Consider the following 26512-nt stretch of genomic DNA (forward strand, 5'->3'; position numbering starts at 1 on the left):
CAACGCCTACCATCGACGTTTTGCCGTTGCGGGAACTCTCGATGAAGCTGCGTCACGCCGTATTGCCCCTGTGTTTGCTGGCTACCTTGCCAAGTCTTGCCGCCGCGCGCGGATTCGATGTGCGCGACATGGTCGCGCTGGACCGGGTGTCCTCGCCCACGCTCAGCCCCGACGGCAGCGTGCTGGTGTTTGCCAAGCGGCAGGCCAAGAGCAGCAACGGCAAGCCGTCCACCGGCCTGTGGACGCGCAACCTGCGTACCCGCGATGCAGCGCCGCCCAGGCGGCTCACGCCCGACGGCTGGAATGTCAACAGCCCGGCGCTGTCGCCGGACGGCAAGACGGTGTATTTCCTCAGCAGTAAATCCGGCACGCAGCAGTTGTACGCACAACCGCTGGCTGGCGGCACGCCGCAGCAAGTGACCGCGTTCGCAGTGGACGTGGACAGCTACAAGCTCTCGCCCGATGGCAAGCGCATCGCCTTCAGTGCCGGCGTGTTCCAGGACTGCGGCTCGGACCTGGCGTGCACCAAGACCAAACTCGCCAGCGTCAAGAACGCCAAGGCCAGCGGCGTGGTCTACGACCAGTTGTTCGTGCGGCACTGGGATACCTGGAACGACGGCCGCCGCAATACGCTGTTCGTCGCCGAGCTGCCGGCTGCCGGCGCCAACGCCGTGGTCGGCGCCTCGGCGATCAGCGCCACGCTGGCCGGCGATGCGCCGTCCAAGCCGTTCGGCGGCAACGACGACTACACCTGGTCGCCCGATGGTGCCAGCGTGGTGGCCAGCGTGCGCATCCCGCAGCCACATGGCCCGGAAGCGGGCAAGAACGCCAAGGCCGCCGCCAAGCCCACCGGCAACGACGAGCCGTGGCAGACCAACTTCGACCTGTACCGGCTGGATGCGGCCGGCAAGGCGGCGCCGGTCAACCTGACCGCGGCCAACCCGGCCTGGGATGCCGGCCCGGTGTTCAGCAGCGACGGCAGGACGCTGTACTACCGCGCGATGAAGCGCCCCGGTTTCGAAGCCGACCGTTTCGGCCTGATGGCGATGGACGTGGCCAGCGGCAAGACGCGCGAGATCGCGCCCAAGTGGGACCGCTCGGCCGGCGAGATCGTGTTGAGCGATGACGGCGCCAGCATCTACACTAGCGCCGACGACCTCGGCGAGCATCCGTTGTTCAAGATCGACATCGCCACCGGCACCCCGACCAAACTGGTCGGCGAGGGCGTTGTGCATGCACCGACGCTGGCCGGCACCACGCTGGCGTTCACCCGCAACTCGCTCAAGAGCGGCGACCAGGTGTTTGTCAGCGACGTGCAGGGCCAGGGCCTGCGTGCGATCACCCAGAGCGCCGGCGAGCTGCTGCCGGACGTGCAGTTCGGCGACTATGAGCAGTTCCAGTTCAAGGGCTGGAACAACGACACCGTGCACGGCTACGTGGTCAAGCCGTACAACTACCAGGAAGGCAAGACCTACCCGGTGGCATTCCTGATCCACGGCGGGCCGCAGGGCAGCTTCGGCAACGGCTGGAGCAACCGCTGGAATCCGCAGACCTATGCCGGGCAGGGCTACGCGGTGGTGATGATCGACTTCCACGGCTCTACCGGCTACGGCCAGGAATTCACCGACGCAATCAGCCAGCATTGGGGCGACCGCCCGCTGGAAGACCTGCAGAAGGGCTGGGCCGCCGCGCAGAAGCAATACGGCTTCCTCAACGGCGACAAGGCCTGCGCGCTGGGCGCCAGCTACGGCGGCTACATGGTCTACTGGATGGCAGGCAACTGGAACCAGCCGTGGAAGTGCCTGGTCGACCACGACGGCGTGTTCGACAACCGCACCATGGGCTATGCCACCGAGGAGCTGTGGTTCAGCGAATGGGAAAACGGCGGCACGCCGTGGCAGAACCCGGCCGGCTACGAGAAGTTCAACCCGGTGCTGCACGTGGACAAGTGGAAAGTGCCGATGCTGGTCATCCACGGCCAGCAGGATTTCCGCATCCCGGTCGAGCAGGGCCTGGCCGCGTTCACCGCGCTGCAGCGCAAGGGCATCGACTCCAAGTTCCTGTACTTCCCGGACGAGAACCATTGGGTGCTCAAGCCGGACAACAGCGTGCTGTGGCACGACACCGTCAACAGCTGGCTGAAGCAGCATATCGGCCAGTGAGGGGGCGACCGGCACGCCGCCTGGAGCGGCGTGCCGGTTGGTGGGAGCAACCCTGGGGTCAGACTGATCGGGAGCGACTGAAAAGAGTGGAGTACGTTTGGTTTGCTGTACGCCCAAAGCGAGTGAGGGCTGGTGCAGCGCCATCTGGCGTACCCGTGGATGTGTCCATCGTGCGCAAGTAAAGCCTGTCATAGGACCTGGTAGGTCTAGATAAACAAGAAAAACCACTGCGCGGCAAATTCAGCTGAAATAGCGGAATTCTCTTGGTGTCGCAGTGATTAAGATATTCCCTGTCCGCAGTTGGAGTGTTTTCCGGCATTTTTTGGTTTCTGCGGCGGCGCGATAAAGATTAAGGTCTATCTGCAATGCCTTGACAGCGTGCATCTTTCGCTTGGATGATCGGGAAAAAAGGGATGCCGTCAGAGGCTCGTAATGAATGTCAGCCGGGCAGGGATTGCGCTGGTCATGGGAATTTTCTTCTCTGGATGGGCAAGCGCCCAATCCAATGCCAAAGCGCCTTGGGAAGAGTACGACAAGCTGATTCACAACCGTCAGGCAGTGACCGCGCTGGGGCCAACGCTGTTCGGCGACCAAGTCGATCTCTACAGCGGGGCGCTGAGCTTTTCCACCGTCGATGTCAGCTTGCCGGGAAATGCGTTGGATCTAAGCTTGGGCCGCAGCCTGGCGATTACCAATCGGCAAGGCTATGTCATCAACGATCTGCCATTTGCCGACTGGGACCTCGAAGTTCCACGTCTGTCTGGTGTCTTCGCCAACACAACGGGCTGGGCGAGTGCATGTACCCATAACGGAAACGGTCAACCGGCCACGGCAACGTCGGACAACGGCGCTCTGTTCCTTGCCAGCGAGTACTGGCACGGCAATCAGCTGATCATTCCTGGCCGTGGAAGGCAGGACATGCTTGTGGCGGATAACACCAGTTTACCCAGGCCGACCAATGGGGGGCCTTATACCTGGATAGCACCTGATTTCACCTATTTTTCCTGTATCGCCGCACAGAAGAATGCATCTGGCGAGGGATTCCTGGCGATCACGCAGGATGGTGTGAAGTATTGGTTCGACTGGCAATCACAATATAGTGAACCGGTCCTGCTGCGTCCCGATTCGAGCGGCAGCCCCGACACATTGGGACGGCGGCAGGCAGTCCTGTACGCCACCCGTGTCGAAGACCGGTTCGGTAACTGGGTCAGTTATAGCTATAGCAATGCGGCGAACGCGCCGGCAAGGCTTGATGCTGTCTCAAGTAGCGATGGACGATCGATTGCATTGGCCTACAACGAGCGTGGGCATATTTCCCGCATCACCAGTGGAACTCAAACGTGGACGTACCACTACACGTATCCGTCGGCTCAAGCCGGCCATCTGAGCGCGATCGATCTTCCGGATGGTAGTCGTTGGTCTCTCGACATGGCAGCACTGGCGTCGGCAGCGATCTGGTACGAGCAGGCTGTCTCTCCTGAAGATATCGTGCGTACCTGCGGCTACCCCGGATTTATCGTCAGCCCTCCGGACGCGAAGGGAACAATGACTCACCCTTCAGGTGCGGTCGGCGAATTCACGGTATCGGTGGTCGGTAGGGGGCGTTCGAATGTGCCGCGTGTCTGCAACAACTACGCCACCCCGAACAACAATCCCAACGACGACATCGCGCGCTATGCGATGACTTACGACGGTTTCGCGCTTACCCAAAAGCGCTTGTCCGGCCCTGGTATCGATCCGGCGGAATGGAGCTACGCATATGGCGGTGTCGCATCGTTTGCCGCTGGCACCGGTCCCACCTGCACCAGTGGCGATTGTGCAGCCGTGGTCTGCAAGTCGGAGAGCTGTTCCGGCACCCAGGTGACCGAAGTCAGCGAGCCGGAAAACATTTGGGTTCGCTACACCTTCGGCAATAGCTACCGCTACAACGAAGGAAAGCTTCTCAAGGTGGAGCGCGGCTCGGGACCTGCAGCCATCCAGCAGGTCGAAACGACCAGCTACCTGTGGCCGTTCGAAGGGCAACCCTTCGCTGCCAGAATCGGAAGCACGCAGCAAGACCGGGGCGACGGTTTCTCTTCCGAGTACTTGCGGCCGGAAAATGCAGCGAGCGTGTCCTTGGATGGCGTGGTCTTCAATCGTAGGGTGGACACGTTCGATGTGATGGCTCGCCCATTGACGATAACTCAATGGAGTAGCTTGGGATACAGTCGCCAGGACACGGTGACTTACCAGGATCAACCCTCGCTCTGGGTCATGGGTCAAGTGCTGAGCCAACGCTATGACGGTACCGGAAGAGTCACCAGCAATACGGACTACGACACCGCCACTGCGCTGCCCTTACGACAGTACGTCTTCGGCAAGCTCCAGCAGACGTTTGCCTACCACCCCAACGGCATGGTGGCGAGCGTGGCCGATGGTGCAGGTAACACGACAGCGATTCCGTCGTGGAAGCGCGGTATTCCAGAATCCATTCGCTACGCAGACGGTACAATCGAGTCGGCGGCAGTTGACGACATGGGTTGGATCAATTCAACCACCGATGAAAACGGCTACTCGGCCTCTTACAGCTATGACGCGATGGGTCGATTGACACGTCTCGGCTATCCTGCTGGCGATGATATCGAGTGGAATCCGGTGGCGTCGGATTTCCGCAGTGTCGGCAGCGTCGAGCTGGGACTTCCTGCCGGGCACTGGCGCGTCATCACGACGCAGGGAAATAAACGTGTCACCAGCTATCTTGATGCGCTCTGGCGTCCGGTGTTGGAGGAGACGGTCGATCAGGCCGATCCGGCCGGGACATCGGTGCAGGTCGTCAAGCGCTACGACCGCGCGGGCCGCCTGGCCTTCCAGTCCTATCCGCAACGCGGCATCTCCGCCTACAACCAGTCCGTCCTAGGCACGCGAACCCAGTACGACGCATTGGGACGGGCGGTACGTGTGGAGCACGATGCCGAAGGCGGTGTGCTGGCAACCACCACCGAATACCTCTCAGGATTTCAGCGCAAAACCACGAATCCGCGCGGCAACGCGACTACCGAACGCTTCCAGGTCTTCGGTCAACCCAGCTATGCAGCACCTGTAGGGATCGACGAGCCGGAAGGCGTTTCGACCACGATCACCCGTGACGTCTTCGGCAAACCTCTGGAGCTGGTGCGCTCGGGGCCCGGTCTTTAGTCAGGCTGCAATCGAAATGAATCAGGATGCCGTTAGGCCTGGATGGGCGTAACGGTGCGCGTTGGCCATACATTGAAGGCGAGCCGAATGTTGCGTTTTCTCTATACCCTGTGCGGCTGGATGCTGCTGTCCTCGGCCGTCCATGCGCAAGAAGCAAATCCCTATGTCTGGGTGCAACTGGATGCTCCATCAGCAGGCACGACGCTGACTGCGCCCGCAAGCATCTTGGTCAGCGCTTCTGCCGGCACCATCGACGACGGTGTCAGTGTTTCCAGCATCACGCTTTATCAGAATGGAGGCGTCATCGCGAGCGTCAATGGCCAGGAGAGTGCTTCTTTTGTCGTCGATGGAGCACAGGCCGGCACACATCAGTTCTCAGCACGCGCCACCAGCAATCTTGGGGGAACCGCGACGACCCCGATAACTGCGGTCACGGTCGTGGCTGCGGGGGATAATCCACCGAGTATCAGCCTGAATGATGCGAACGGCGCACCATTTTTTGCGCCGGCCACGGTAGGTCTTTCCGCCAACGCGTCTGATAGCGATGGCAGCGTCACCCAGGTCGAGTACTTCGCCAATGGTGCTGCGATCGGAAGCAGTGGCACTGCGCCTTACGCAATCGCCTGGGCAGAAGCGCCAGTGGGCAACCACAGCATCACCGCGCGGGCGACCGACAACAACGGCAAGCAGGCCACCTCCGCGCCGCTGACGGTCACTGTCGAACAATCCGTCATCGTGGGCAATATCGAGGCGGTGGCGTCCGGCGAGGGCAGCACCTATCTCATTACCGGTTGGGCGTGCTCGACCGGGCGTAACGCATCGATTGACGTACACGCCTATCTTGGCGGACCTTCAGGCAGCGGTAGCTTCTTCGCTGCATCCACTGCTAACCAGGCCAGTGAAGCTGGAGTGGCCAGCACGTGTCGTGCCCAGGGAGCTGCCTACCGCTTTTCGATTCCACTGGATGCTGCAGCACGCCAGCGCTATGCCAATCAATTGATCTACATCCACGGGATTTCGCCAGTCGGTGCGGAAAGCGATCTGATCTCCAACTCCGGCACGTTCCGCGTTCCGCCGCCGGTGTCGATCGCGCGTCGCTATGTCTATGACGAGTATCAGCGGCTATGCAAGACCATCGAACCGGAAACAGGCGCCACGGTGGTCGACTACGACGCGGCTGGCAACATCAGCTGGACCGCCAGTGGTCTGTCGCTACCGGATGCGCAGAGCTGCAACCGCGAAGAGGCACTGGCTTCGGGGCGCGTGGTGTTGCGGACCTACGATGTACGCAACCGGCTGTCCTGGCTTTCCTTCCCCGACAGTAATGGAGACCAGCGCTGGACCTATACGCCCGACGGCCTGCCCGCCAGGATCGAGACCACCACGACCGACGGTGGCGGCAACACGGTGGTCAACACCTACGAGTACAACCGCCGTCGTCTGCTGACCAGTGAAGGAACGGCGGGCTGGACAAGCTGGAGCGTCGGCTACAGCTACGACGCCAACGGCGCCTTGGCGAGCCAGCTGTATCCAAGTAGCCTGTCGGTGGACTACGCCCCGAATGCGCTTGGGCAGCCGACCAGAGTCGGCAGCTATGCCACAGGAATCAGCTATCACCCCAATGGGGCAATTGCGCAGTTCAGCTATGGCAATGGGGTTGTACACAGCATGGCCATGAACGCGCGGCAGCTGCCGGCGATGGTGTCGGACTCGGGCGCGCAGCAGTACCAGTACCAATACGACGCCAACGGCAACGTCAGCACAATTCTCGACCAGACCCTGGGCGATGCTTACAGCCGCACCATGGAGTACGACGCGCGCGACCGGTTGCGGGTGGCCGCATCGCCCAGTTTCGGCGGCAGCGGCGCGCATCGTTATACCTACGACGCACAAGACAACCTGCGCACGCATGTCACTGGCGATACCAGCTACGAGTACTACTACGACGGCGCCAACCGCCTGACCAACCTGATGAACGTCGCTACCGGCGCCAGCGTGGTGGGGCTGAGCTACGACGTGCAGGGCAACCTGTCCAACAAGAACGGCCAGGCCTACACCTTCTCGCAGGGTAACCGGCTGCGCTCGGTGGCGAACAAGGAGTGGTACGCCTACGACGGCTACGGCCGGCGGGTGATCGCCTGCGGCAGTGCGGCCTGCAATTACCAGCTGTACAGCCAGCTGGGCCAGCTGCTCTACACGCAAGACGCCCGAAACGGCATCAACACCGACTACATCTATCTGGCCGGCAGCGTCGTGGCCCTGCGCACCCGCCCGGCCGCGGGCGGCGCCGAGACCGTGACCTACCAGCACACCGATGCGCTGGGCAGCCCGGTGGCAACGACCAACGCGGCAGGCGAGGTCGTCGAGCGCACCCATTACGAGCCCTACGGCGCGGCGATCGGCAAGACGGTTGATGGCGTGGGTTATACCGGCCACGCAATGGATGGCGGGACCGGACTGATTTATATGCAGCAGCGGTATTATGATCCAACGATCCCGCGATTCTTGTCCGTTGATCCGATCGCAGCAAATGCAGATAGTGGGGCAGGCTTTAATCGCTACGCGTACGCGGCTGAGAATCCTTTTCGCTTCATTGATCCAGATGGGAGGGAGGAGCGAGAGCCAAAGGACTCACGCTCGCTAGCATCGCATTCAAGTAACTTGGGTAGGATGACGACGTCGACTAGGTCGTTTGCATCTGTGCTAGGGCAACGAGCGAAAACGCCGTCGAGTCAAGCTAGGCTTATTGAAGGTGTTGGCGGAGACGTAAATGTTTTAGCGCAAGCGCGATCGACTCACGAGGAATTTGTCGGTGCGATCATTGGGTTAGCTACTGGCGGGGGCTTGGGTAGTGGAACCAGAACAACATCTCTATTCCGCGCAGTCGGTCCAGATGAGCTTGCTGACATTAAAGCAATGTCGGCGTTTAGAAACCTGGGTTCAGCAGAAGGTAAGTACTTTACGACATCTGCGAGCGAGGCATCGGCTTATGCGAAGCAGGCGGTTAAGGCATTTGGCGACCAGCCTTACACAATCGTCAGTACGAAAGTCCCTACCAGCATTTTTAAAGGATTGTCTCCTGTGACCGTTGATCGCGGTATACCAGCCTGGGTGATACCAACGGAGCGGTTACCTGGATTGGTTCCTCGTATAATGAATAATTCGCCTCTACCTCCCACTGGGTTTTGAAAATGAAGCCGGATGCCATAATCAAGGTTTGTTTCCTCACGGCTGAGAAAGGTGGTCGTAAAACGGCCGTCGAAGGAGAGTCGTACGCTTGTCCGATTTTTGTCAACAATGAAGCGTTCGACTGTCGGCTCTTACTAGGTGGCAGGCGCATTGAGTTGGGGCAGACTTATGAGGTGCCAATTAGGTTCCTTTATAGTGAACTAGCGATTCCAAGGCTGGCCGTCGGGGCGGAAATATATTTGTGGGAGGGGCGAAAAGTTGCAGTGGGTGAAGTGGTTGCCATCATTAGGGATTGAAGGCCTATTAAGAATTTTCTGGTCTCGATCAAAATGGCTTGTCGCTGATACTCACGTGCAGGATCTGGCCGCCGTGAGGATGCACGTCGATCTGGTTGATCAGCAGCAACGGCGTCTCCGTCGCGGTGCGCCCACGGCAGCGCCACAGCTGGCCAACCGCATAAGCGGGAGAGGTGGTGTCGGGCATCGGGTACTCCACGCGCAAACCGCAATGATGCAACGCGCTCGCAAGGATGGCGACCGAGCGCGGTGCCCGCCCTGGATGGGATGGTTCGATCTCCCACCCGTCGCAAGTGCAGTCGCGCGTTGCCTGCCGGACGATATTCACAGGTAGGCGTCAAGGTCGATGACGCCTGAAGGATGAGTCCGCTTGTGGCTAATAGACTTGGCCTGGATCACTGCGCCCGGCTGAATGGCCGGCGCCAGCAGTGCCGCAGCGCAGGCGCGCCATGTCAAAATAGCGATTCTTTAACTTCCCCAGTTCCCTGCAGGCCGCAAGGACCGTTCGCATGCGCACGCTGTTCCGCCCCTCATTGTGGGCGCTCGCCCTAGTCTGTAGTCCTGCCCTGAATGCCGCATCGCGGCCCACGGTGCCCGCGCGTGCGCCCGTTTCGGCACCCGCGACTGTCGCCGGTACCGACGCGGCCAGCGACCCGAGCGTGCCGCTGCCGGCCACGCTGAAGTCCGGCATGGGCTACCGCGCATTCGCACAGGCGGTGATGGAGCAGGGCTGGCAGCTGGTGGATCCGCTTGCCGCCGACAGCTGCATGGCCGCCGGCGATTGCGCCGTCGAGTTCATCGCGCCCGGCGGCAGTGCACGCCTGCAGGTGCAGGTCGGCTCGCAGTCCGGTGCGGCGGTGGTCAGTGGCTGGCGCGCGCAGCAGGTGCCGTTGGATCGCATCGGCAATCCCACGGCTGCGGCGGTGGACAGCAAGGCCGCGCCGGCCGCGGCCAACGTGGCCGACAACCCGCGCTGAGCGCGGGCGGCGGCGGCTGATGCGCGCGGCGTATCATGGCGCTGCATGCGCTGCGGCCTGCATCGGCGGCAGGTGCCATCGCCAGCTGCGTCTTCCCTGATTCCGAGTCCAGTCCTGCATGACGTCCTGCATGAAGAGCATCGATCCTGCCGATCTGGAAGCGTTGTTCGATGCCGTGCCGGACGTGCTGTTCTTCGTCAAGGATCGCGAGGGCCGCTATACCCACGTCAACCAGACCATGCTGCGGCGGTTGGGGCTGAAGTCGCGCAAGGACCTGATCGGCAAGCGCGTTGCCGAGGTCTATCCCAGCGGTCTGGGCACCAACTACGCCAACCAGGACGAGCAGGTGCTGGCCGGCGAAGTGATCGACAACCTGCTGGAACTGCATCTGTTCGCCAATCGCGAACCGGGCTGGTGCCTGACCTGCAAACGTCCGCTGCTGGTCGACGGCAAGGTGCAGGGCATCATCGGCATCTCGCGTGATCTGGGACCGCAGGACGGGCACGAATCGCAGTACGAAAAACTGCGGCTCGCGCTGGCGTACCTCAACGCCAACTACGCGCAGAACGTGCGCATGCAGGCACTGGTGGAGATCACCGGTTTTTCGATGTCCAAGCTGCAGCGCTCGTTCCGCAAGGTGTTCCAACTCACTCCGCAACAGGTGCTGGCCAAGCTGCGTTTGCAGATGGCGATGCATCTGCTGCACGGAAACAAGAGCCTGACCGAAATCGGGCATGCCTGCGGCTTCAGCGATCAAAGCGCCTTTGCGCGGCAATTCAAGCTGGCGGTGGGCATGACGCCACGCGAGTACCGCGCGCTGGCGAACGCTGCGCAGTTTCCCGCCGAACCGGCTTAGTGCATCCGACAGGACGACTGCTCAGTTGCTGAGTTGGTCGAGCATGGCTCCTCTGTATTGCTTGCGGGGAACTGATGCACCAGACGTGGAACCGACGCTTCATGATCAAACGAGGTGCATCCAGCACCGCTCTTACCATGCACACCGACTAACTCGACTGGTCCTTGCCCGCTCACCATCGCGGGACCTTACGCGGCATGGATGCCGCGTAAGAGCCTACACGGACGTACTTGCGGCGTGTCCCGCGATGGTGGGCGGGCAAGGGCCTTGCAGCCAAACCGCAGCCCGCGGCTCTATGCCGACCTGGCCGCGCGCGCCGACATCCCAAAGACACGGCCGCGCAACGACGTAAAGACAGCCGGATTCCAAATCGCTGCGTCGTTTATGAGACGCGGCCAAAAGACGGGTTGAAGGCTGGCCGTTGCAGAGGATGCGCTGGTTTTCCGTTGAGGATACTGTGCTGCCCGCATAAACGCCTTGGGCGCGAACGACGTAGAAGTCGTTCGCGCCCAAGTCTGTGCAGCCTATGCGGATGCGGTTACGCCAGCATGCGCACCTTCGGTTCGCGTGCCCACTGGCGGGTCTTGGCGGCAGTGATGAAGGCCTTGGTATCTGTTGCCGCGATCACGCCGGCGTCCTTGCCGACATTGCCGGCCTTCAGCAGCAGCTGCGCGCCGTCGTCGAAGGCGATCGCCTTCAGATGGGCCCAGGCATTGCTGACGAAATCCAGCGCTGCCGATTCGCGTGTCAGCGCCTTGGCTGCTTCTGACGACAGCAGCACCGCCACCGCATCGAACATCACCGACGGCGTGCCGGCCAGCTGACCATCGGCGGCCAGTTGCTTGCCGTCGCTGAGCTTGGCGCCGCCCAGTTTCGGCGCGACGATCTTGACCGTGGCACCGGCGGCTTCGGCAGCCTTGCGCACCGCCTTGATCGTCGCTGCATCGGAGCCGTCGTGAATCAGGATACCGACCGTGCGGCCCTGCAAGGTGTCCTTCATCTTGCCGATCAGCTGCAAGGCAGGCGACAGCGGCATGTCGGTCGGTGCGACCGCAGCCGGCGGTGCCGGCGGCAACGTGGTCATGCCCATGCCATCGGCCACACGCTGTGCCAGCGTCGGGTCGATGTGACGCAGGTGACCGACGATGGCTTCGCGTACGTGCGGGGTTTCCACCTTGGACAGCTCGAACACCAGCGCCGATGCCATGTGCGCCTGTTCCGGTGCGGTCTGGCTGCGGAAGAACATGCGCGCCTGGCTGTAGTGATCGGCAAAACTTGCTGCGCGTACGCGGCCCTTGGCGCCGTCTTCGGCCGGTGTCGCATGGCTGGGGAATCCACGCAGCGCCTCACGCGGCGCATCGGCCTGCAATGAGCTGGGCTCGTAGGCGACACGGCCCTTGGGGACGCCCATCTGCATATGGCCGTCGCGCTGGTTGTTGGCGAACGGGCACTTGGGCGCATTGACCGGGATCTGGTGGAAGTTCGGTCCACCCAGGCGGCTTAGCTGCGTGTCCAGATACGAGAAAAGGCGGCCCTGCAGCAGCGGATCGTTGCTGAAGTCGATGCCGGGCACGATGTTGGCCGGGCAGTACGCCACCTGCTCGGTCTCTGCGAAGAAGTTGTCCGGCCAGCGGTCGAGCACCATGCGGCCGACAATCTGCAGCGGCACCAGTTCTTCCGGAATGACCTTGGTCGAATCCAGGTGATCGAACGGGAATGCATCGGCTTCCGCCTCGGTGAACAGCTGCACGCCCAGCTCCCACTCGGGGAAGTCGCCGCTCTGGATCGATTCGAACAGATCGCGACGATGGAAGTCCTGGTCGGCGCCGGCGATCTTCACCGCCTCGTCCCAGATCGTGGACTGAAGGCCGAGCTTGGGGCGCCAATGAAACTTGACGAAGGTGCTGTCGCCATTTTTATTGAGGAAACGGAAGCTGTGGATGCCGAAGCCTTCGATCATGCGCAGCGAGCGCGGGATCGTGCGGTCGCTCATCGCCCACATGATCATGTGCATCGATTCCGGGCTCAGCGAGATGAAATCCCAGAAGGTGTCGTGCGCACTGGCGGCCTGCGGGAAACCACGGTCCGGCTCCATCTTCACCGCGTGGATCAGGTCGGGGAACTTCATCGAATCCTGGATGAAGAACACCGGGATGTTGTTGCCCACCAGATCCCAGTTGCCTTCCTTGGTGTAGAACTTCACCGCGAACCCGCGCACGTCGCGCGGCGTGTCCACCGAGCCGGCGCCGCCGGCGACGGTGGAAAAACGCGTGAACAACGGGGTCTTTTCGCCGACCTCGGTAAAGATCTTGGCGGTGGTGTACTGGCTCAACGACTTGGTCAGCTCGAAATAGCCGTGCGCCGCGCTACCGCGCGCATGCACGATGCGCTCGGGAATGCGCTCGTGGTCGAAGTGGGTGATCTTCTCGCGCAGGATGAAGTCTTCCAGCAACGTCGGCCCGCGCGGCGTGGCGCGCAGCGAGTTCTGGTTGTCGCCAACCGGAATGCCCTGGTTGGTGGTCAGCTGCGGATGCGTGCCGCCCGCCTTCTGGTGCAATTCGTCGCCCGTACCGCGCAGCGTCTCGGGAGTTGCGCTGACAGCAGCGGTGGATGGAAGTTGCGCGGGCTTGCTGGGGGACTTGGCCATGGGGACTCCACTCTGGCGGGCTGGGATGCGGGCTGATCCGTTCAGCGTGGGAGTGGCGCTGTTAAATGCACGTGTCTGCATGCGAACGAATACTCACATGCAGCCGAAAGCTTGCGTTGGATCGCAGCGGGCTGATGCGCAGGTCACGCAATGATCCGACGCGCTGTCTGCGAACGCATGTAGCGGACCCAAGCGTTACATGTGGGCTACAGCAGATCCAATGGCTGTTTGCGTGTCGGCGGCGGGAATGCGCGGTCCAGGTCGGCAAGATCCTGCGCGTCCAGCTGCAGCGTGCACGCTGCTGCATTCTCGCGCACATGGGCAGGCGTTCCCGATTCGGGAATGGCAATGACCTGCCCGCTGCGGATCGCCCACGCCAGCGCCACGGCGGTTGCAGCCACGCCGCGTCGCTCGCCGATCGCGTGCAGCACCGGATGGTCCAGTAATGCGCGGCTGCCCAATGGCGAATACGCCATCACCGTTACCTCGTGCTGTGCACACCACGGCAGCAGATCGAACTCGATGCCGCGGCTACCGGCGTGATACAGCACCTGATTGACCAGGCAGTGTTGCCCGCCATCGATGCGCCACAAATCCTGCAGATCATCGACATCGAAGTTCGATACGCCCCAGTCGCGGATCTTGCCGGCATCGCGCAACGCCTCGAAGGCATCGACCACTTCGTGCAGATCGCTGCCGCCGCGCCAATGCAGCAGATACAGGTCCAGTGTACGCACGCCGAGCCGCTGCAGGCTGGCCTCGCAGGCACGCGCGATACCGCGCGCGCTGGCATTGCTCGGCAGGACCTTGGACACCAGATAAGGCCGCTGCACGCTGTCCATCGCCTGGCCGATCAGTTGCTCCGACCGGCCATTGCCGTACATCTCGGCGGTGTCGATCAGGCGCATGCCCAGTTGCTGGCCCGTCTGCAGCGCATCGATCTCCTGCTGCGGCGCGTGGCGGCCCTGGCCCAGGTTCCATGAGCCGAGCCCGAGTGCCGGCACGCTGCGTCCGTTGCGCAGGCGCACCGTGGGGCAGGGGGATGAAGTGGAAACGGGCATGGGTGGCTCCTGATGATGCGATCAATGCGAGGGTGACTGTGCCGGCGTTGCGGTCGCGTGCGGTGGCGTCAGCGTTGCCTGTGCATCCCAGAACGCGCAGCGATGCCGTTGCGCGAAGTCGGGCGTTGCGCCGATCCTGCCGGGCGACAGCGTCAACGGAGCGTCGCCATCGAAGCGTGGCCACGGCGGACGCCCAGCTCCATTTGGATCGCCGGTGCGCGCGAACGCGCCCCAGTAATCCTGCAGCGTATCGGCCAAGGCCTGTTGCGCCGGAGTGAACGCCGGCTCGCCGCTGAGCACCCACGGCCGCTGGAACAGGTACACCAGTTCGGAGGCGTGATACGCGCCCAGCGGATGCGAGAACGGCAGGCGCCACAGACCGTACGGCGCCTGGGGGTCGTCGAATTCGTATGCATACACCGGCGCGCGGGTACGCAAGGCCTGGCCCAGCCGACGCGTCGGGCAGGCGAATCCGCCATCGGTGACGATGTCGGCGAATGCATCCCAGCGCGATTGCCCGGCAACGTCGGCGTAGTGCGCCATGATCGCTGTCGGGTCGGCATGCATGCGCTGCAGGCGTGCCTCATAGCCGCTGCGCAGGTTGAGCTTGCCGACGTAGGACAGCAACTGCGCAAACAGCCGCCCCTCGTTGCGGTTGGTGCCGATCAGTACCGGCACCTGCACATGGTGCAGGTTGGCGATCGCCTCGGCGGGCGGCAACGGCAAGACGTCACCGCCAGACATCGGCGCCCAGGCATCGCTGCCGGTCAGGCCACGTCGCTGGGATTTCGCATCGGCCACGGTATCGGCAGGCAATGCGCGCAGGCACGCGCCCACATCGCCTGCGTGCTCGCAGCCAAGCGTCTGCGCCATGCGCGCACCGCCGCGCTCGGCCTCGGCGCGCGGCACGCTGGAATCGCTGGCCAGGCAGCTGCCGCTCTGCAGGATTGCGCGTTGGAACAGACCGGCCGCGCCCGGCGAGGCGAGCTGATAGCAGATGCTCCAGGCGCCGGCCGATTCACCGAACACGGTGACGTTGTGGGCATCGCCACCGAAGGCGGCGATATTGCGTTGCACCCAGCGCAACGCGGCCTGTTGGTCGAGCAATGCATAGGCCCCTTCGCCTTCGCCACGCAGCGCCGGATGCGCGAAGAAACCGAACACCCCCAGCCGGTAATTGGGCGCCACCACGATGACGTCCTGCCGCGCCGCCAAGGCACTCAGGTCGTAGTCGACATTGCTGCCCAGCTCCAGCGCGCCACCGTAGATCCACACCATCACCGGGCGCGGATGCGCCGGCGCCGGGCCGGGCGGCGCATAGATGTTGAGGGTGAGGCAATCCTCCGATATCTGCTTCTGCCCGAAGCGATACCGCGGCAGGCAGGCCGGCCCGGCCTGGGTGGCATCGCGGACGCCCTTCCAGGCTGGCACAGCTTGCGGGGCGCGAAAGCGCAACGCGCCCACCGGCGGCGCGGCGAACGGCACGCCCAAAAACACCCGCCCCTGCGCGCCGGCGACACCGCGGACTGCACCGGCATCGGTCTGCACCACCTCGGCCTGCGCATCGGCCGCATGCACCAGCGCCGGCACCTCGCCAGGGCGGCGTGGCGCGCACGCGGTCAACGCAAGGCCTGCAAGCAGCAGGCAGGCCAGGTTGCGTTTCAATGAATCTCTGTCGCGCTTGATCACGGTCTGTCGTGTCCTATCCCGGACACCCATCATCGCGAGTGCACGTGTAGGGAAGGAAAACGCGCAGGCCGCCCGACCAAGGGCGGCTGACACACGCTTTCTAACGCCGTGGATGGTGAGCGGCAAGAACCTGCAGCCAGGCCGCAGATCAGCCGCCCTTGCCGCTGACGCTTCTGCCGTTCAATCACCTTTCGCAGTGACCGCGACGGTGAGTCTTGGCGTCGCTTGATGGCCCCACCCAAGCCGTGCCCGGCTACGGCGCAGGCGCTTGCCAGCAACGCGCGATGTGGCCAGACACTGACTGCTGCCGCCAGAAACGAAAAACCCAGCCCGGCAATTCCCGGGCTGGGTTTGAATGCCACACGTCAGCGCGACAGGGCGGCGCTTACGCCTCCACATCGTCCTTGTAGGCATCCACCGGGATGCAGGCGCACATCACGTTCTTGTCGCCGTAGACGTTGTCCACGCGCGCGACCGGCGGCCAGTACTTCTGCTGCTTGAGGCTGGGCAGCGGGAAGGCGGCCAGTTCGCGCGGGTAGGCGTGGGTCCACTCGCTGGCCGATACCTGCGTGGCGGTGTGCGGGGCATGCTTGAGCGGGTTGTCGTCGCGGTCCAGGCGGCCGTCTTCGATGGCGCGGATTTCCTCGCGGATCTGGATCATCGCGTCGATGAAGCGGTCCAGCTCATGCTGCGATTCGCTTTCGGTCGGTTCCACCATCAAGGTGCCGGCGACCGGGAAGCTCAAGGTCGGTGCGTGGAAGCCGAAGTCGATCAGGCGCTTGGCGATGTCCTCGGCGCCGATGCCGCTGGTCTTTTCCAGCGGGCGGATGTCCAGGATGCACTCGTGCGCCACCAGGCCGTTGCGGCCGGTGTACAGCGTCTTGTAGTGCGGCGCCAGGCGCTTGGCGATGTAGTTGGCGTTGAGCAGGGCCACCTGGGTTGCCTTGCGCAGGCCGGCGCTGCCCATCATGGTCACGTACATCCAGCTGATCGGCAGGATCGAGGCCGAGCCGTAGCTGGCGGCGCTGACCATGCCGACGTCGCCTTCGCCGCCCAGCGTGCGCGGTAAAAACGGCGCCAGGTGCGACTTCACTGCGCACGGACCCACTCCCGGACCGCCGCCGCCATGCGGAATGCAGAAGGTCTTGTGCAGGTTCAGATGCGACACGTCCGAGCCCCACTTGCCGGGCTTGGCCACGCCGACCAGGGCATTCATGTTGGCGCCGTCGGTATAGACCTGGCCGCCATGCGCATGCACCGCTTCGCAGATCGCCACCACGTCCTCTTCGAACACGCCGTGGGTGGACGGGTAGGTGATCATCAACGCGGCCAGGCGCCCGGAGTACTTCTCTGCCTTGGCGCGGATGTCGTCGACATCGACATTGCCGTTGGCATCGCACTTGGTCACGACCACGGTCATGCCGCACATCTGCGCCGAGGCCGGGTTGGTGCCGTGCGCCGATTCGGGAATCAGGCAGATATCGCGGTGCGCCTCACCGCGCGAGCGGTGATAGGCACGGATCGCCAGCAGGCCGGCGTACTCGCCCTGTGCACCGGAGTTGGGCTGCAGGCTCACCGCGTCGTAGCCGGTGCATTCGACCAGCATCGCTTCCAGCTCATCGATCAGCTGCGCGTAGCCGGCCGATTGCTCGGCCGGTGCCAGCGGATGGATCGCGCCGAACTCGGGCCAGGTCACCGGGATCATCTCGGCGGTGGCATTGAGCTTCATCGTGCAGCTGCCCAGCGGGATCATGGTGCGATCCATCGCCAGGTCCTTGTCGGCCAGCGAGCGCATGTAGCGCAGCAGTTCGTGCTCGCTGTGGTGGGTGTTGAACACCGGGTGGGTCAGGAAGGGCGTGCTGCGCAGCAGGCCCTGCGGCAACGCGTCGGCGGTGGCGGCATCGAGCGCATCCACATCTGCCTGCGCGCCGAACAACGCGGCCAGTGCGACCACGTCGGCGCGCGTGCTGGTTTCATCCAGGCTGATGCCGACCGCTTCGCTGTCGATCGCGCGCAGGTTGATGCCGGCCGCACGGGCCTTGGCGTGGATGGCATCGGCATCGATCGCCTTGACGTGCAGGGTGTCGAAGAAATGCTCGCCCACCGTGACGCCGGCACCGCGCAAGGCGGCGGCCAGGATCGCGGCCAGGCGATGGGTACGCCGCGCGATGCGGGTCAGGCCCGCGGGGCCGTGGTAGACCGCGTACATCGAGGCCATCACCGCCAGCAGCACCTGCGCGGTGCAGATGTTGGAGGTGGCCTTCTCGCGGCGGATATGTTGTTCGCGCGTCTGCAAGGTGAGGCGGTAGGCCGGGTTGCCGGCGGCATCGATCGACACGCCGATCAGCCGGCCCGGCATCGAGCGCTTGTAGGCATCGCGGCAGGCCATGAAGGCCGCATGCGGGCCGCCGAAACCGAACGGCACGCCGAAGCGCTGCGAATTGCCGACCACGATATCCGCGCCCCATTCGCCGGGCGCGGCGATCAGCGTCAGCGCCAGCAGATCGGTCGCCACCGCGACCAGCCCGCCTTGCGCGTGCACTGCCTCGGCCAGCGCGGCGTGATCGCCGATATGCCCGAAGCTGTCCGGGTACTGCAGCAGCACGCCGAAGCACTCGGCCTGCAGCGCTTCCTCCGGCGTGCCGACGCGCAGCACGATGCCCAGCGGCTCGGCGCGGGTGCGCAGCAGTTCCTGGGTCTGCGGATGCACCGCGTCGTGCACGAAGAAGGTCTCCGACTTCGACTTGGCCGAGCGCTTGGCCAGCGTCATCGCTTCGGCCGCGGCGGTGGCCTCGTCCAGCAGCGAGGCGTTGGCGATCTGCATGCCGGTGAGATCGGCGCACAGGGTCTGGAAGTTGATCAGCGCTTCCATGCGGCCTTGCGAAATCTCCGCCTGGTACGGCGTATAGGCGGTGTACCAGGCCGGGTTTTCCAGGATGTTGCGCAGGATCACCTTCGGGGTATGGGTGCCGTAGTAGCCCTGGCCGATGAAGCTGCGCTGCACCTGGTTCTTGCCGGCAATGGCGCGGATCTTGGCCAGCGCTTCTTCTTCGGTGATCGCCTCGGGCAGCGCCAGCGCCGCCGGCGACTTGATGTTGCCCGGCACGATCGCATCGGTCATCGCATCTAGCGAGGCGTGGCCGACCACGTCCAGCATCTGTGCGATTTCTGCGTCGTTGGGGCCGATATGGCGTTCGACGAACGCGCTGTGGTGTTCGAGGTCGCGCAAGGAAGACGTGGTCTGGGACATGGCGGGCATCCGGGGCAGGGGGCAGACGAATGGTCGACAACCACCGGACCGGCGTGACGCGCGCAGCGCATCACCTCCTGTCGCAGCGACAGTCTTCCTCGCGCCCCTCTGTCCTTTTGCCTGAGAGTTTAAGAGCGCGGCATGGCGCTGGGCCTGCCTGCGTTCCGTGCCCCTTCGGCGCCGGCATCGGCCGGTCTCTCCAGAGTTGTACTGCGGATGGTATCGGGCCTGAGCGATTACGGGCTGTTGCGCCTTCGGCAGCGGCAGTGCCGCTTCTCCCACCGTGTTGCCGGCCGATTATAGCCTGCGTGCGCAGCGGCGGGCGCGTCCGCCAGGGCGGGCGCACGCCCCATGCACTCGGGCCTGCTTAACCTTGCAACGGCGAGCGCCTATCATCGACGCCCTTGTGCCCATCCCGACGCGCCCCCCCAGGCCAGCGTCGGCGTGCGTCCCCCGGTGCACCACGTTTCGGATCCCTGCATGCCCCCCACCACGCCTTCCACCCGTCGCATGGCGCTGCTGCTCGCCGGGCTGGCGATGTTTGGTCCGTTTTCCATCGACACCATCTTTCCGGCGTTTTCGCGGCTCAGCCGCAGCCTGGCGGTGGACGAGGTGGCGATCCAGCAGACCATCAGCGTCTATCTGCTCGCCTACGGGCTGATGAGCATCGCGCACGGCCCGCTGTCCGATGCCTGGGGCCGCAAGCGGGTGATCCTGGGCGGGTTGGTGCTGTTCATCGCCGGCTCGGTGGGCTGCGCGCTGTCGCAAGACCTGCCCACCCTGCTGGCGTTCCGCGCGTTGCAGGGCCTGTCGGCCGGGGTCGGCATGATCGTCGGGCGGGCGGTGATCCGCGACCTGTTCCAGGGCCCGGATGCGCAACGGCTGATGAGCCAGGTGTCGATGATCTTCGGCATCGCCCCGGCGATCGCGCCGATCATCGGCGGCTGGATCCTGCTCAGCGGCGCCGGCTGGCCGCTGATCTTCTGGTTTCTGGTGGCGTTCGGGCTGGTGCTGCTGGTGGCCACGCTGACCTGGCTGCCGGAGACTCACCTGGTGGAGGCGCGCACGCCGCTGCAGCTCAAGCGCCTGCTGCACGACTACGTGCGGATCGGCTTCAACCCGCGTTTCCAGCGCCTGGCCGCGGCCGGTGCGTTCAACTTCGCCGGCATCTTCCTGTACATCGCCTCGGCGCCGGTGCTGATCATGCGCCACCTGCACCTGGGCGAAGGCGATTTCGCCTGGCTGTTCATTCCCACCATCGGCGGCATGACGCTGGGCTCGTTCCTGTCCGGGCGCATGGCCGGCAGCATGGACCCGGTGCGGCAGATCCGCATCGGCTTCATCTGCTGCGGCGTGGCGGCGCTGGCGAACCTGGGCTACACCATGACGGCAGCGCAGATCGCGCTGCCATGGGCGGTGCTGCCGATCTTCCTGGCCGGTGTGGGCATGGCGCTGATCTTTCCGATCCTGGCGCTGGCGGTGCTGGACATGTACCCGCACCAGCGCGGCCTGGCGTCCTCGCTGCAGGCCTTCACCCAGTTGATGACCAATACGCTGGTAGCCGGGGTGCTGTCGCCGCTGCTGAGTGAACACCCGCGCCACCTGGCGATCGGCATGACCGGTTTTTTCCTGCTGGGCTGGCTATTCTGGCGCTGGGAGCGCCGCAGCGGCCGCCGTCTACGCCGCCGCCAGGCCGAAGAGGCCGTGCCTCTGGAGCCGGCCGACCATCTCTGACCTCACAGGAGCCTGCATGTCCACCGATTCCAAGCTGCGCCGCGACGCCCGCAAGCGCGCCGCCGAGCGCCTGCGCAACCAGGCCGCCGCCAATCCCGTGCCGGTTTCGCCGATCGAGCCGCATGCCGAACTGCGCGACCAGCAGCGCACGCTACTGGCCGGCATCGTCCGCCGCGACGGCGAATGGGTGCTGGGCATGGACGGCCGCATCGTCGGCGAGAGCACCAGTGCCGCCCAGGTGCTGGCCCTGATCATGCGCGCGGCCGAGTTGCACGAACGCCAGGGCACGCCGGTACGGCTGACCTACTCGGACGCGCTCAAGGATGCGGCGCATGCCGAGGCCGCTGCCGACGGCAGGGATTTCGAGGCGTTCCGGATCGAGTTCGCGCAGAAGCTGGTGCCCGCGCGTCCCAACTGAGGCCATACACGCAGCGGTGTCGGCGAAGCCGATTCCGACCACTGCCCATTCCGCGTAGATGGGCAGTGGTCGGGCTGAACTGCGCCAGCGCCTGGCTGCGGATCAGCCAGTGCGCCGGATCAGCGCGCCGGTGCCTGTCGCTGCAGGTCCTGTTGCTGCGTCTGTTCCTGCGCGGCGGCGTTGCGATCCTGCCCGGCGCCCAGCGCCTGCGCGCGCTGCAGACTGTGGTCCACCGGCGTCTGCTGCGCGGCCTGCGCATCGAAGGGTCCGCGCAAGTGGGCCGGCGAATCCAGCGCCCCCTGGACCACGAAGCCCTGTGCCGGGTCGCGCCCCAGCACCACGTGATCCACGCGCTGCAGCCCATGCTCGCGCGCGGCCACCAGCGCTCCGGCTGCCAGGCGCTCGCTGTCCGCATCGGGCACGCGGCCACGCGCGGTCTCCAGCTGCTCCACCGCTGCGGTGCATTGGTTCAGCAGCGCATGGTCCGGATTGGCCGGATGGCGCGCATCCGAGGCGGCGGCCGCCGTCGCTGCCTGGCGCGGAACGACCTCGGCATCGATGCGCTGCAACTGGCCGTCGTATGTCCCATCGGCACCGTCGGCGATGCGCTGCAGCCGCTCGACGAATGGATACGGCGTGCTGCCCACATTGCGGGCCATCGCGATCGCGAAGCGTTCGGGTGACTGCGGCGCGGCGCCGCGGTCGCCGACCAGCGAGCTCAGCGAGCTGCCGCCGATCCTGCTGGCCTCGACGCTGGCCTGGGTCTGCTCCATCAGCGCCTGCATCTGCGCCTCGCTGAAGGCCAGCGTGGTCTTCTGCCCTGGCGCGATCGCACCGGTGCCCGCCATCTCGCCGCTCAGCGCACTGTTGAGATTCTGCGCGATCGCCTTTTCCTCGCTGGCCTCGTTGCGCCCGCCCAGGCGTTGCAGCAGCCCCGGCGTGGCAACGTCGCCATCGATCTCGAAGCGGTAGCTGCGGTCCTGCACGCGTTCGGTGTCGTTGCCGTCGTACTGGCGCACGATCGTCAGCGGCACGTTGTCTCCGTATTGCAGCTGTTGCACCACCGTGTAGCCGTCCTGGCCCGGTGTGCTGATGCGCACCTGGCTGCCCTGGTTGCGGTTGCCGGCCACATCGGCGCTGAGCGGGCCCAATTCCAGCTGCAGCCGCTGCTGCGAGCTGAAGTTGATGCGCTCCAGCGTCTGTTGTTCGTCGACGCCGGGCACGCCTGATTCCAGCGTGCCCTCGCGCACGAACTGGCCCATGGCCGCGAGCGCACGCGGATCGGCCAGGTCGAACTGCGCACTCTCCACCCGCGACTGGCCCAGGGAGTCGGCGCGCCCGAGCAGAGCCTGCGCCGGTCCCACCTTGAAGCCAGCTGCGTTCACCGCCTCGATGGCTGCGTTGGGTCCAGTCACCACCCGCACGTGGCGCTCGTCCACACGCTCGATCAGGTAGCTGCGGCCGCTGGCTTCGGTGATCTCGCTCTGCATGCTGAGGTGTTGCAGGCTCGCCGAGGAATCGCGCTGGGTGTAGGTCTGCGTGTCCATCACCGCACGCGCGCCGACCGGAAGGCTCTCCGGCTGTAGCGGATTGACGCGCGCGGCAGCCTCTGCAGGCTGGTCGGCACCGGGCAGCGTCAGTGCGTAGCGCATGCGCTGCCCGCCACTGACACCAGCTTCGATGTTCAATTTGCCGTCGCCGAGCTTGGTCTGCAGGCTTTGCTGCTGGCCGGTACGCGCGTCGGCCTCCAGATTGAAGGTGGTGGCCTTCGCGTCGGCATCGCTGAGCTTGCCCAGGCCCAGCGAGGTGCTGGTCTGCAGGCTGTTCTCGCCCAGTGGCCGGGCCTGGCTGCCGTTGCTCTGCTCACTGGTATGGGAATACTTGACCGACTGATCTTCGGGGTTGAGCTCCACGGTGCTGCTGCCCAGTTCCACCGAATAGTCGCTGTTCTTGCTGCTGTAGGTCGGGTCGAACGCGCGGTCGTTCGCGTCGTCGATGAGCTGCTTGTTGGTGTCCGCGTCGCGCGGGTCCGGGCCGGTGGAGGCGTTGTTCATTGGATGCATCCTGCATGCTGCGCCGGTGCAGCGGGCGCGCAGTATATCGCCGGCGTTTTTGGCATTTATCAAATCAATGTTATGCGGCGGCCAGGGCGGCGGCCGCCGCATGCCGCAGGGAAAGCGGCGCGTCAGTGCATCGCGGCAGGCGGCGGCGCGTTGCCGGCGGCAGCGGGCGCGGTCGCCTGCCAGCCGCACAATTTCCCCTGGTTCTGCTGCTTCAGCCACTCGTTCATCGGTGCGAAATATTCCAGCATCGGGCCGGCATCCAGGCGCTCGTTGCCGGTAAGTTCCTTCAGCGTGGTCTGCCAGGGTTGGCTGGCGCCACGTTGCAGCATCGACCAGAACTTCTGCCCGGCGTCCTTGTTGCCGTAGAAGCTGCACTCGTACAACGGGCCTTGATGGCCTGCGGCTTCGCACAGGCCCTTGTAGAACTGGAACTGCAGGATATGCGCCAGAAAATACCGGGTGTACGGCGTATTGCCCGGCACGTGGTACTTGGCGCCTGCATCGAAGAACTCCTCGCCGCGCGGGGTCACCGGCGCCACGCCCTGGTATTTGGCTTTCAGCTCCCACCAGGCCTGGTTGTAGTGCTCGGGGGTGATCGAGCCATCGAATACTCCCCAGCGCCAGCGGTCGATCATCAAACCGAATGGCAGGAAGGCAACCTTGCTCAGCGCCATGCGCATCTGCGAATTGATCAGCGCCTCGCGGCCGGCCTGTTGTTCGCCCACCATGCCGATCGACTGCAGATACTTGGGCGTCATCGCCAGCACGATGGTGTCGCCGATCGCTTCGTGGAAGCCATCGTTGGCGCCGTTCTGGAACAGCGGCGGCAGCGGGTTATAGGCCAGGTCGTAATAGATGTGGCCGAGCTCGTGGTAGATGGTGGTGAAATCCTCTTCGGTTGGCTTGATGCACATCTTGGTGCGCACGTCCGCGCCGATGTTCTGGTTTGGCTCGCCGCCCATGTTCATGTCCCACGCGCTGGCATGGCAGACCACGTCGCGGTCCAGGGGCTTGATGAACTGCGACCGCTGCCAATAGGTGTCGGGAAGCTTGGGCATGCCGAGCGAGGTGTAGAAGTCCTGCGCACGCTCGGTCATCTGTCTTGCGGTGCGCAGTTGCGCTTCACGTTCGGCCTGGAAGCGGGCGCCGCTGCCGCCTTCGGTGCCCGTGGTGCGTGCCAGCACCGCACTCAGGTTGCCCTGGTATTGTTTTTCCAGCGCGGCGGTGATGTCCAGATCGCCGGCACCTGGATACGGCTGCAGCAGGTCCCACAGATTGCTCCAGTCCTGCTGCCACATATTGCCCATCAGATGTGCGGGCAACATGCCGCCGGCAAGCTCGCCCTTGTCCTTGCCGTATTGCGTATCGAGCTTGCCGCGCGCATAGCACTGCAGTTGTGCGTACAGCGGTTTGACCTGCTCCCAGAGACGGTCGGTTTCGCTGGCCAGTTGCGCCGGCGGCATGTCGTAGCCGCTGCGCCATAGCACGCCGACATCGGCAAAGCCCAGTCCGCGCGCGCCCTCGTTGGCGAGCTCGACAAATCGCTGGTAGTCCTTGCGCATGGGGATTGCGGTGCCATGCCAGCCCTGCCAGGCATCCAGTTGCTCTGCGTAATCGCGGCTGCTGGCCAGCACCTGCTCCAGCTCGCCGAGCTGGCGGCAGCGGCGTTGCTCGCCATCGCCCACGCAATAACTGCCCGCGCCGTAGTCGCCTTCCATCTTGGCGGCGATCCGGGTGAGCTCCGCCAGCTTGGCTGGGTCGCGTGGCGCGGGCAGGGCGCTCATCAGTTTCAGCAGTTGCAATGCACGCGCGCTGTCGGCCGACATCGGGGTACCTGCGTACTGCTTGGATTGTTCGATCCAGCGGTCCAGCTGCGCCAGCGAGCGCTCGTTGGCCTTGGCGGCCAGCAACTGGGAATCGCCATTGATGTAGGTCGAAGACAACCACTGCCCGGCAGTGACTTCCGGGTACGCGGCCTTGTACTCGGCGCTGATGCGAGCAACAAACTGGTCGGCGCTTTCCTGCGGGGCGGTTTTGGCCGCTGCGGGCCTGGCGGGTTCTGCCGTATCCCGACGGCAGGCCGACAACGACAGCGTGCCGGCGGCCACGGCCAGTGCCAGCCACAACAAACGAGGATTCACGGGTGGTCCTTGCGGTGAAGTCCGACGCAGGCTAGAACGCAGCGCGATCTACCGCAAGCATTGTCACTGCGCACGCGACGCGGACGTCTGCAGGTGCATATCTGCTGATCAGGGGAGACGAAGGTCCCGCGACGATGGGTGGCAAGGACCCGTCGAGATGGTCGGTGTGCATGGTTTTCAACAACGCAACTGTCTGGTGCGGTGAGGGCGCCGCGCCCTCGACACTGCGGGTTTGCTGCAGGGCCCTTGCCCACCCACCATCGCAGGACACGCCGCAAGTACGTCCGTGTAGGCTCTGGCGCGGCATCCATGCCGCTCAAGGTCCCGCGACGGTGAGCGGGCAAGGACCCGTCGAGGTGGTCGGTGTGCATGGTTTTCAGTAAAACAATCAGCACACTGTCTGGTGCGGTGTCCTCGCCGATTGCGGGACCGTGTGGCGGCATGGATGCCGCCACCGAGCCCCCAGGGATAGGTTCACGGCGTGTCCCGCGAGCGGTGAGGACGCCGCGCCCTCTACTGACTAAGCTTTTGACTCAAGCATTTGATCGCACTTAAACGATGCCAGTGTTCTAAGTCCCGATTGCTTTGGATGTCGTGCTTTAAGGGCTTGGATAGCATGGATAGATTAGTTGCATGGCGGCTGATCTGCGACTTGGCTGCAGGGCCCTTGCCCGCCCACCATCGCAGGACACGCCGCAAGTACGTCCTTGTAGGCTCTTACGCGGCATCCATGCCGCGTAAGGTCCCGCGACGGTGGGCGGGCAAGGACCAGTCGAGATGGTCGGTGCGCATAGAAGAGCAGTGCTGGATGCGCCCTGTTCGATCATGACGTATTGGCTCCATGTCTGAGGGGCG

13 protein-coding genes, 1 pseudogene and 1 riboswitch are annotated in these 26512 nt (G+C 64.3%); of the genes and pseudogenes, 7 read left to right on the top strand and 7 right to left on the bottom strand.

Annotated elements, in window-relative coordinates; all coding sequences use genetic code 11:
• Positions 1–41: 41 nt before the first annotated feature.
• The 3 genes from H7A86_RS06090 (at position 42) to H7A86_RS06100 (ending at position 8525) form a co-directional block, all read left to right on the top strand.
• Positions 42–2162, top strand: a complete 2121-nt coding sequence (locus tag H7A86_RS06090) for an alpha/beta hydrolase family protein (protein WP_119132544.1) — start codon at positions 42–44, stop codon at positions 2160–2162.
• Between the two features lie 432 nt (positions 2163–2594).
• Entirely contained in the window at positions 2595–5336 is a 2742-nt protein-coding gene (locus tag H7A86_RS06095; RefSeq protein WP_119132545.1) for an RHS repeat domain-containing protein, read from the top strand.
• A gap of 87 nt (positions 5337–5423) precedes the next feature.
• Complete coding sequence (locus H7A86_RS06100) at positions 5424–8525, top strand: RHS repeat domain-containing protein (RefSeq protein ID WP_180708049.1); 3102 nt, start codon at positions 5424–5426, stop codon at positions 8523–8525.
• 336 nt (positions 8526–8861) lie between these two features.
• On the opposite strand, the pseudogene H7A86_RS20920 reads toward H7A86_RS06100, so the two are convergent.
• A pseudogene (locus H7A86_RS20920) lies at positions 8862–9056 on the bottom strand (hypothetical protein); the annotation flags it as partial.
• A gap of 274 nt (positions 9057–9330) precedes the next feature.
• Between H7A86_RS20920 and H7A86_RS06110 the strand changes: the two are divergent.
• Positions 9331–9798 carry a hypothetical protein gene (locus H7A86_RS06110; protein WP_104582400.1) on the top strand — a complete coding sequence of 156 codons (468 nt, stop codon included), beginning with the start codon at positions 9331–9333 and terminating at the stop codon, positions 9796–9798.
• Between the two features lie 130 nt (positions 9799–9928).
• Positions 9929–10654 carry an AraC family transcriptional regulator gene (locus H7A86_RS06115; protein WP_104582401.1) on the top strand — a complete coding sequence of 242 codons (726 nt, stop codon included), beginning with the start codon at positions 9929–9931 and terminating at the stop codon, positions 10652–10654.
• Positions 10655–11192: 538 nt separating this feature from the next.
• Here H7A86_RS06115 and H7A86_RS06120 read toward each other — a convergent pair.
• From H7A86_RS06120 to gcvP, 4 genes are all read right to left on the bottom strand, one after another.
• Positions 11193–13301, bottom strand: a complete 2109-nt coding sequence (locus tag H7A86_RS06120; protein ID WP_119132547.1) for a catalase — start codon at positions 13299–13301, stop codon at positions 11193–11195.
• A 206-nt stretch (positions 13302–13507) separates the two neighbouring features.
• Positions 13508–14362: an aldo/keto reductase gene (locus H7A86_RS06125; protein ID WP_119132548.1), complete on the bottom strand. Its 855-nt coding sequence runs from the start codon at positions 14360–14362 to the stop codon at positions 13508–13510.
• Between the two features lie 21 nt (positions 14363–14383).
• On the bottom strand, positions 14384–16081 hold the full coding sequence (locus tag H7A86_RS06130) for a carboxylesterase/lipase family protein (protein WP_232099264.1): 1698 nt from the start codon (positions 16079–16081) through the stop codon (positions 14384–14386).
• A gap of 355 nt (positions 16082–16436) precedes the next feature.
• Positions 16437–19310, bottom strand: a complete 2874-nt coding sequence (gcvP, locus tag H7A86_RS06135) for an aminomethyl-transferring glycine dehydrogenase (protein ID WP_180708050.1) — start codon at positions 19308–19310, stop codon at positions 16437–16439.
• 89 nt (positions 19311–19399) lie between these two features.
• Positions 19400–19514, bottom strand: a riboswitch (glycine riboswitch).
• 267 nt (positions 19515–19781) lie between these two features.
• Here gcvP and H7A86_RS06140 point away from each other — a divergent pair.
• Both H7A86_RS06140 and H7A86_RS06145 read left to right on the top strand, forming a co-directional pair.
• A complete protein-coding gene (locus H7A86_RS06140; RefSeq protein ID WP_119132551.1) occupies positions 19782–21035 on the top strand; it encodes a multidrug effflux MFS transporter in 1254 nt (417 codons plus the stop codon).
• A gap of 16 nt (positions 21036–21051) precedes the next feature.
• The gene (locus tag H7A86_RS06145) at positions 21052–21453 is read left to right on the top strand and encodes a hypothetical protein (RefSeq protein ID WP_119132552.1); all 402 of its coding nucleotides are present in this window, start codon (positions 21052–21054) and stop codon (positions 21451–21453) included.
• Positions 21454–21572: 119 nt separating this feature from the next.
• Here H7A86_RS06145 and H7A86_RS06150 read toward each other — a convergent pair whose 3' ends face one another.
• Positions 21573–23507, bottom strand: a complete 1935-nt coding sequence (locus tag H7A86_RS06150) for an XVIPCD domain-containing protein (RefSeq protein WP_119132577.1) — start codon at positions 23505–23507, stop codon at positions 21573–21575.
• A gap of 131 nt (positions 23508–23638) precedes the next feature.
• On the bottom strand, positions 23639–25657 hold the full coding sequence (locus H7A86_RS06155) for a M2 family metallopeptidase (RefSeq protein ID WP_119132553.1): 2019 nt from the start codon (positions 25655–25657) through the stop codon (positions 23639–23641).
• Positions 25658–26512 lie beyond the last annotated feature (855 nt).

Origin of the sequence: Xanthomonas euroxanthea (assembly GCF_903989455.1) — a bacterium.
GTDB lineage: Bacteria > Pseudomonadota > Gammaproteobacteria > Xanthomonadales > Xanthomonadaceae > Xanthomonas > Xanthomonas euroxanthea.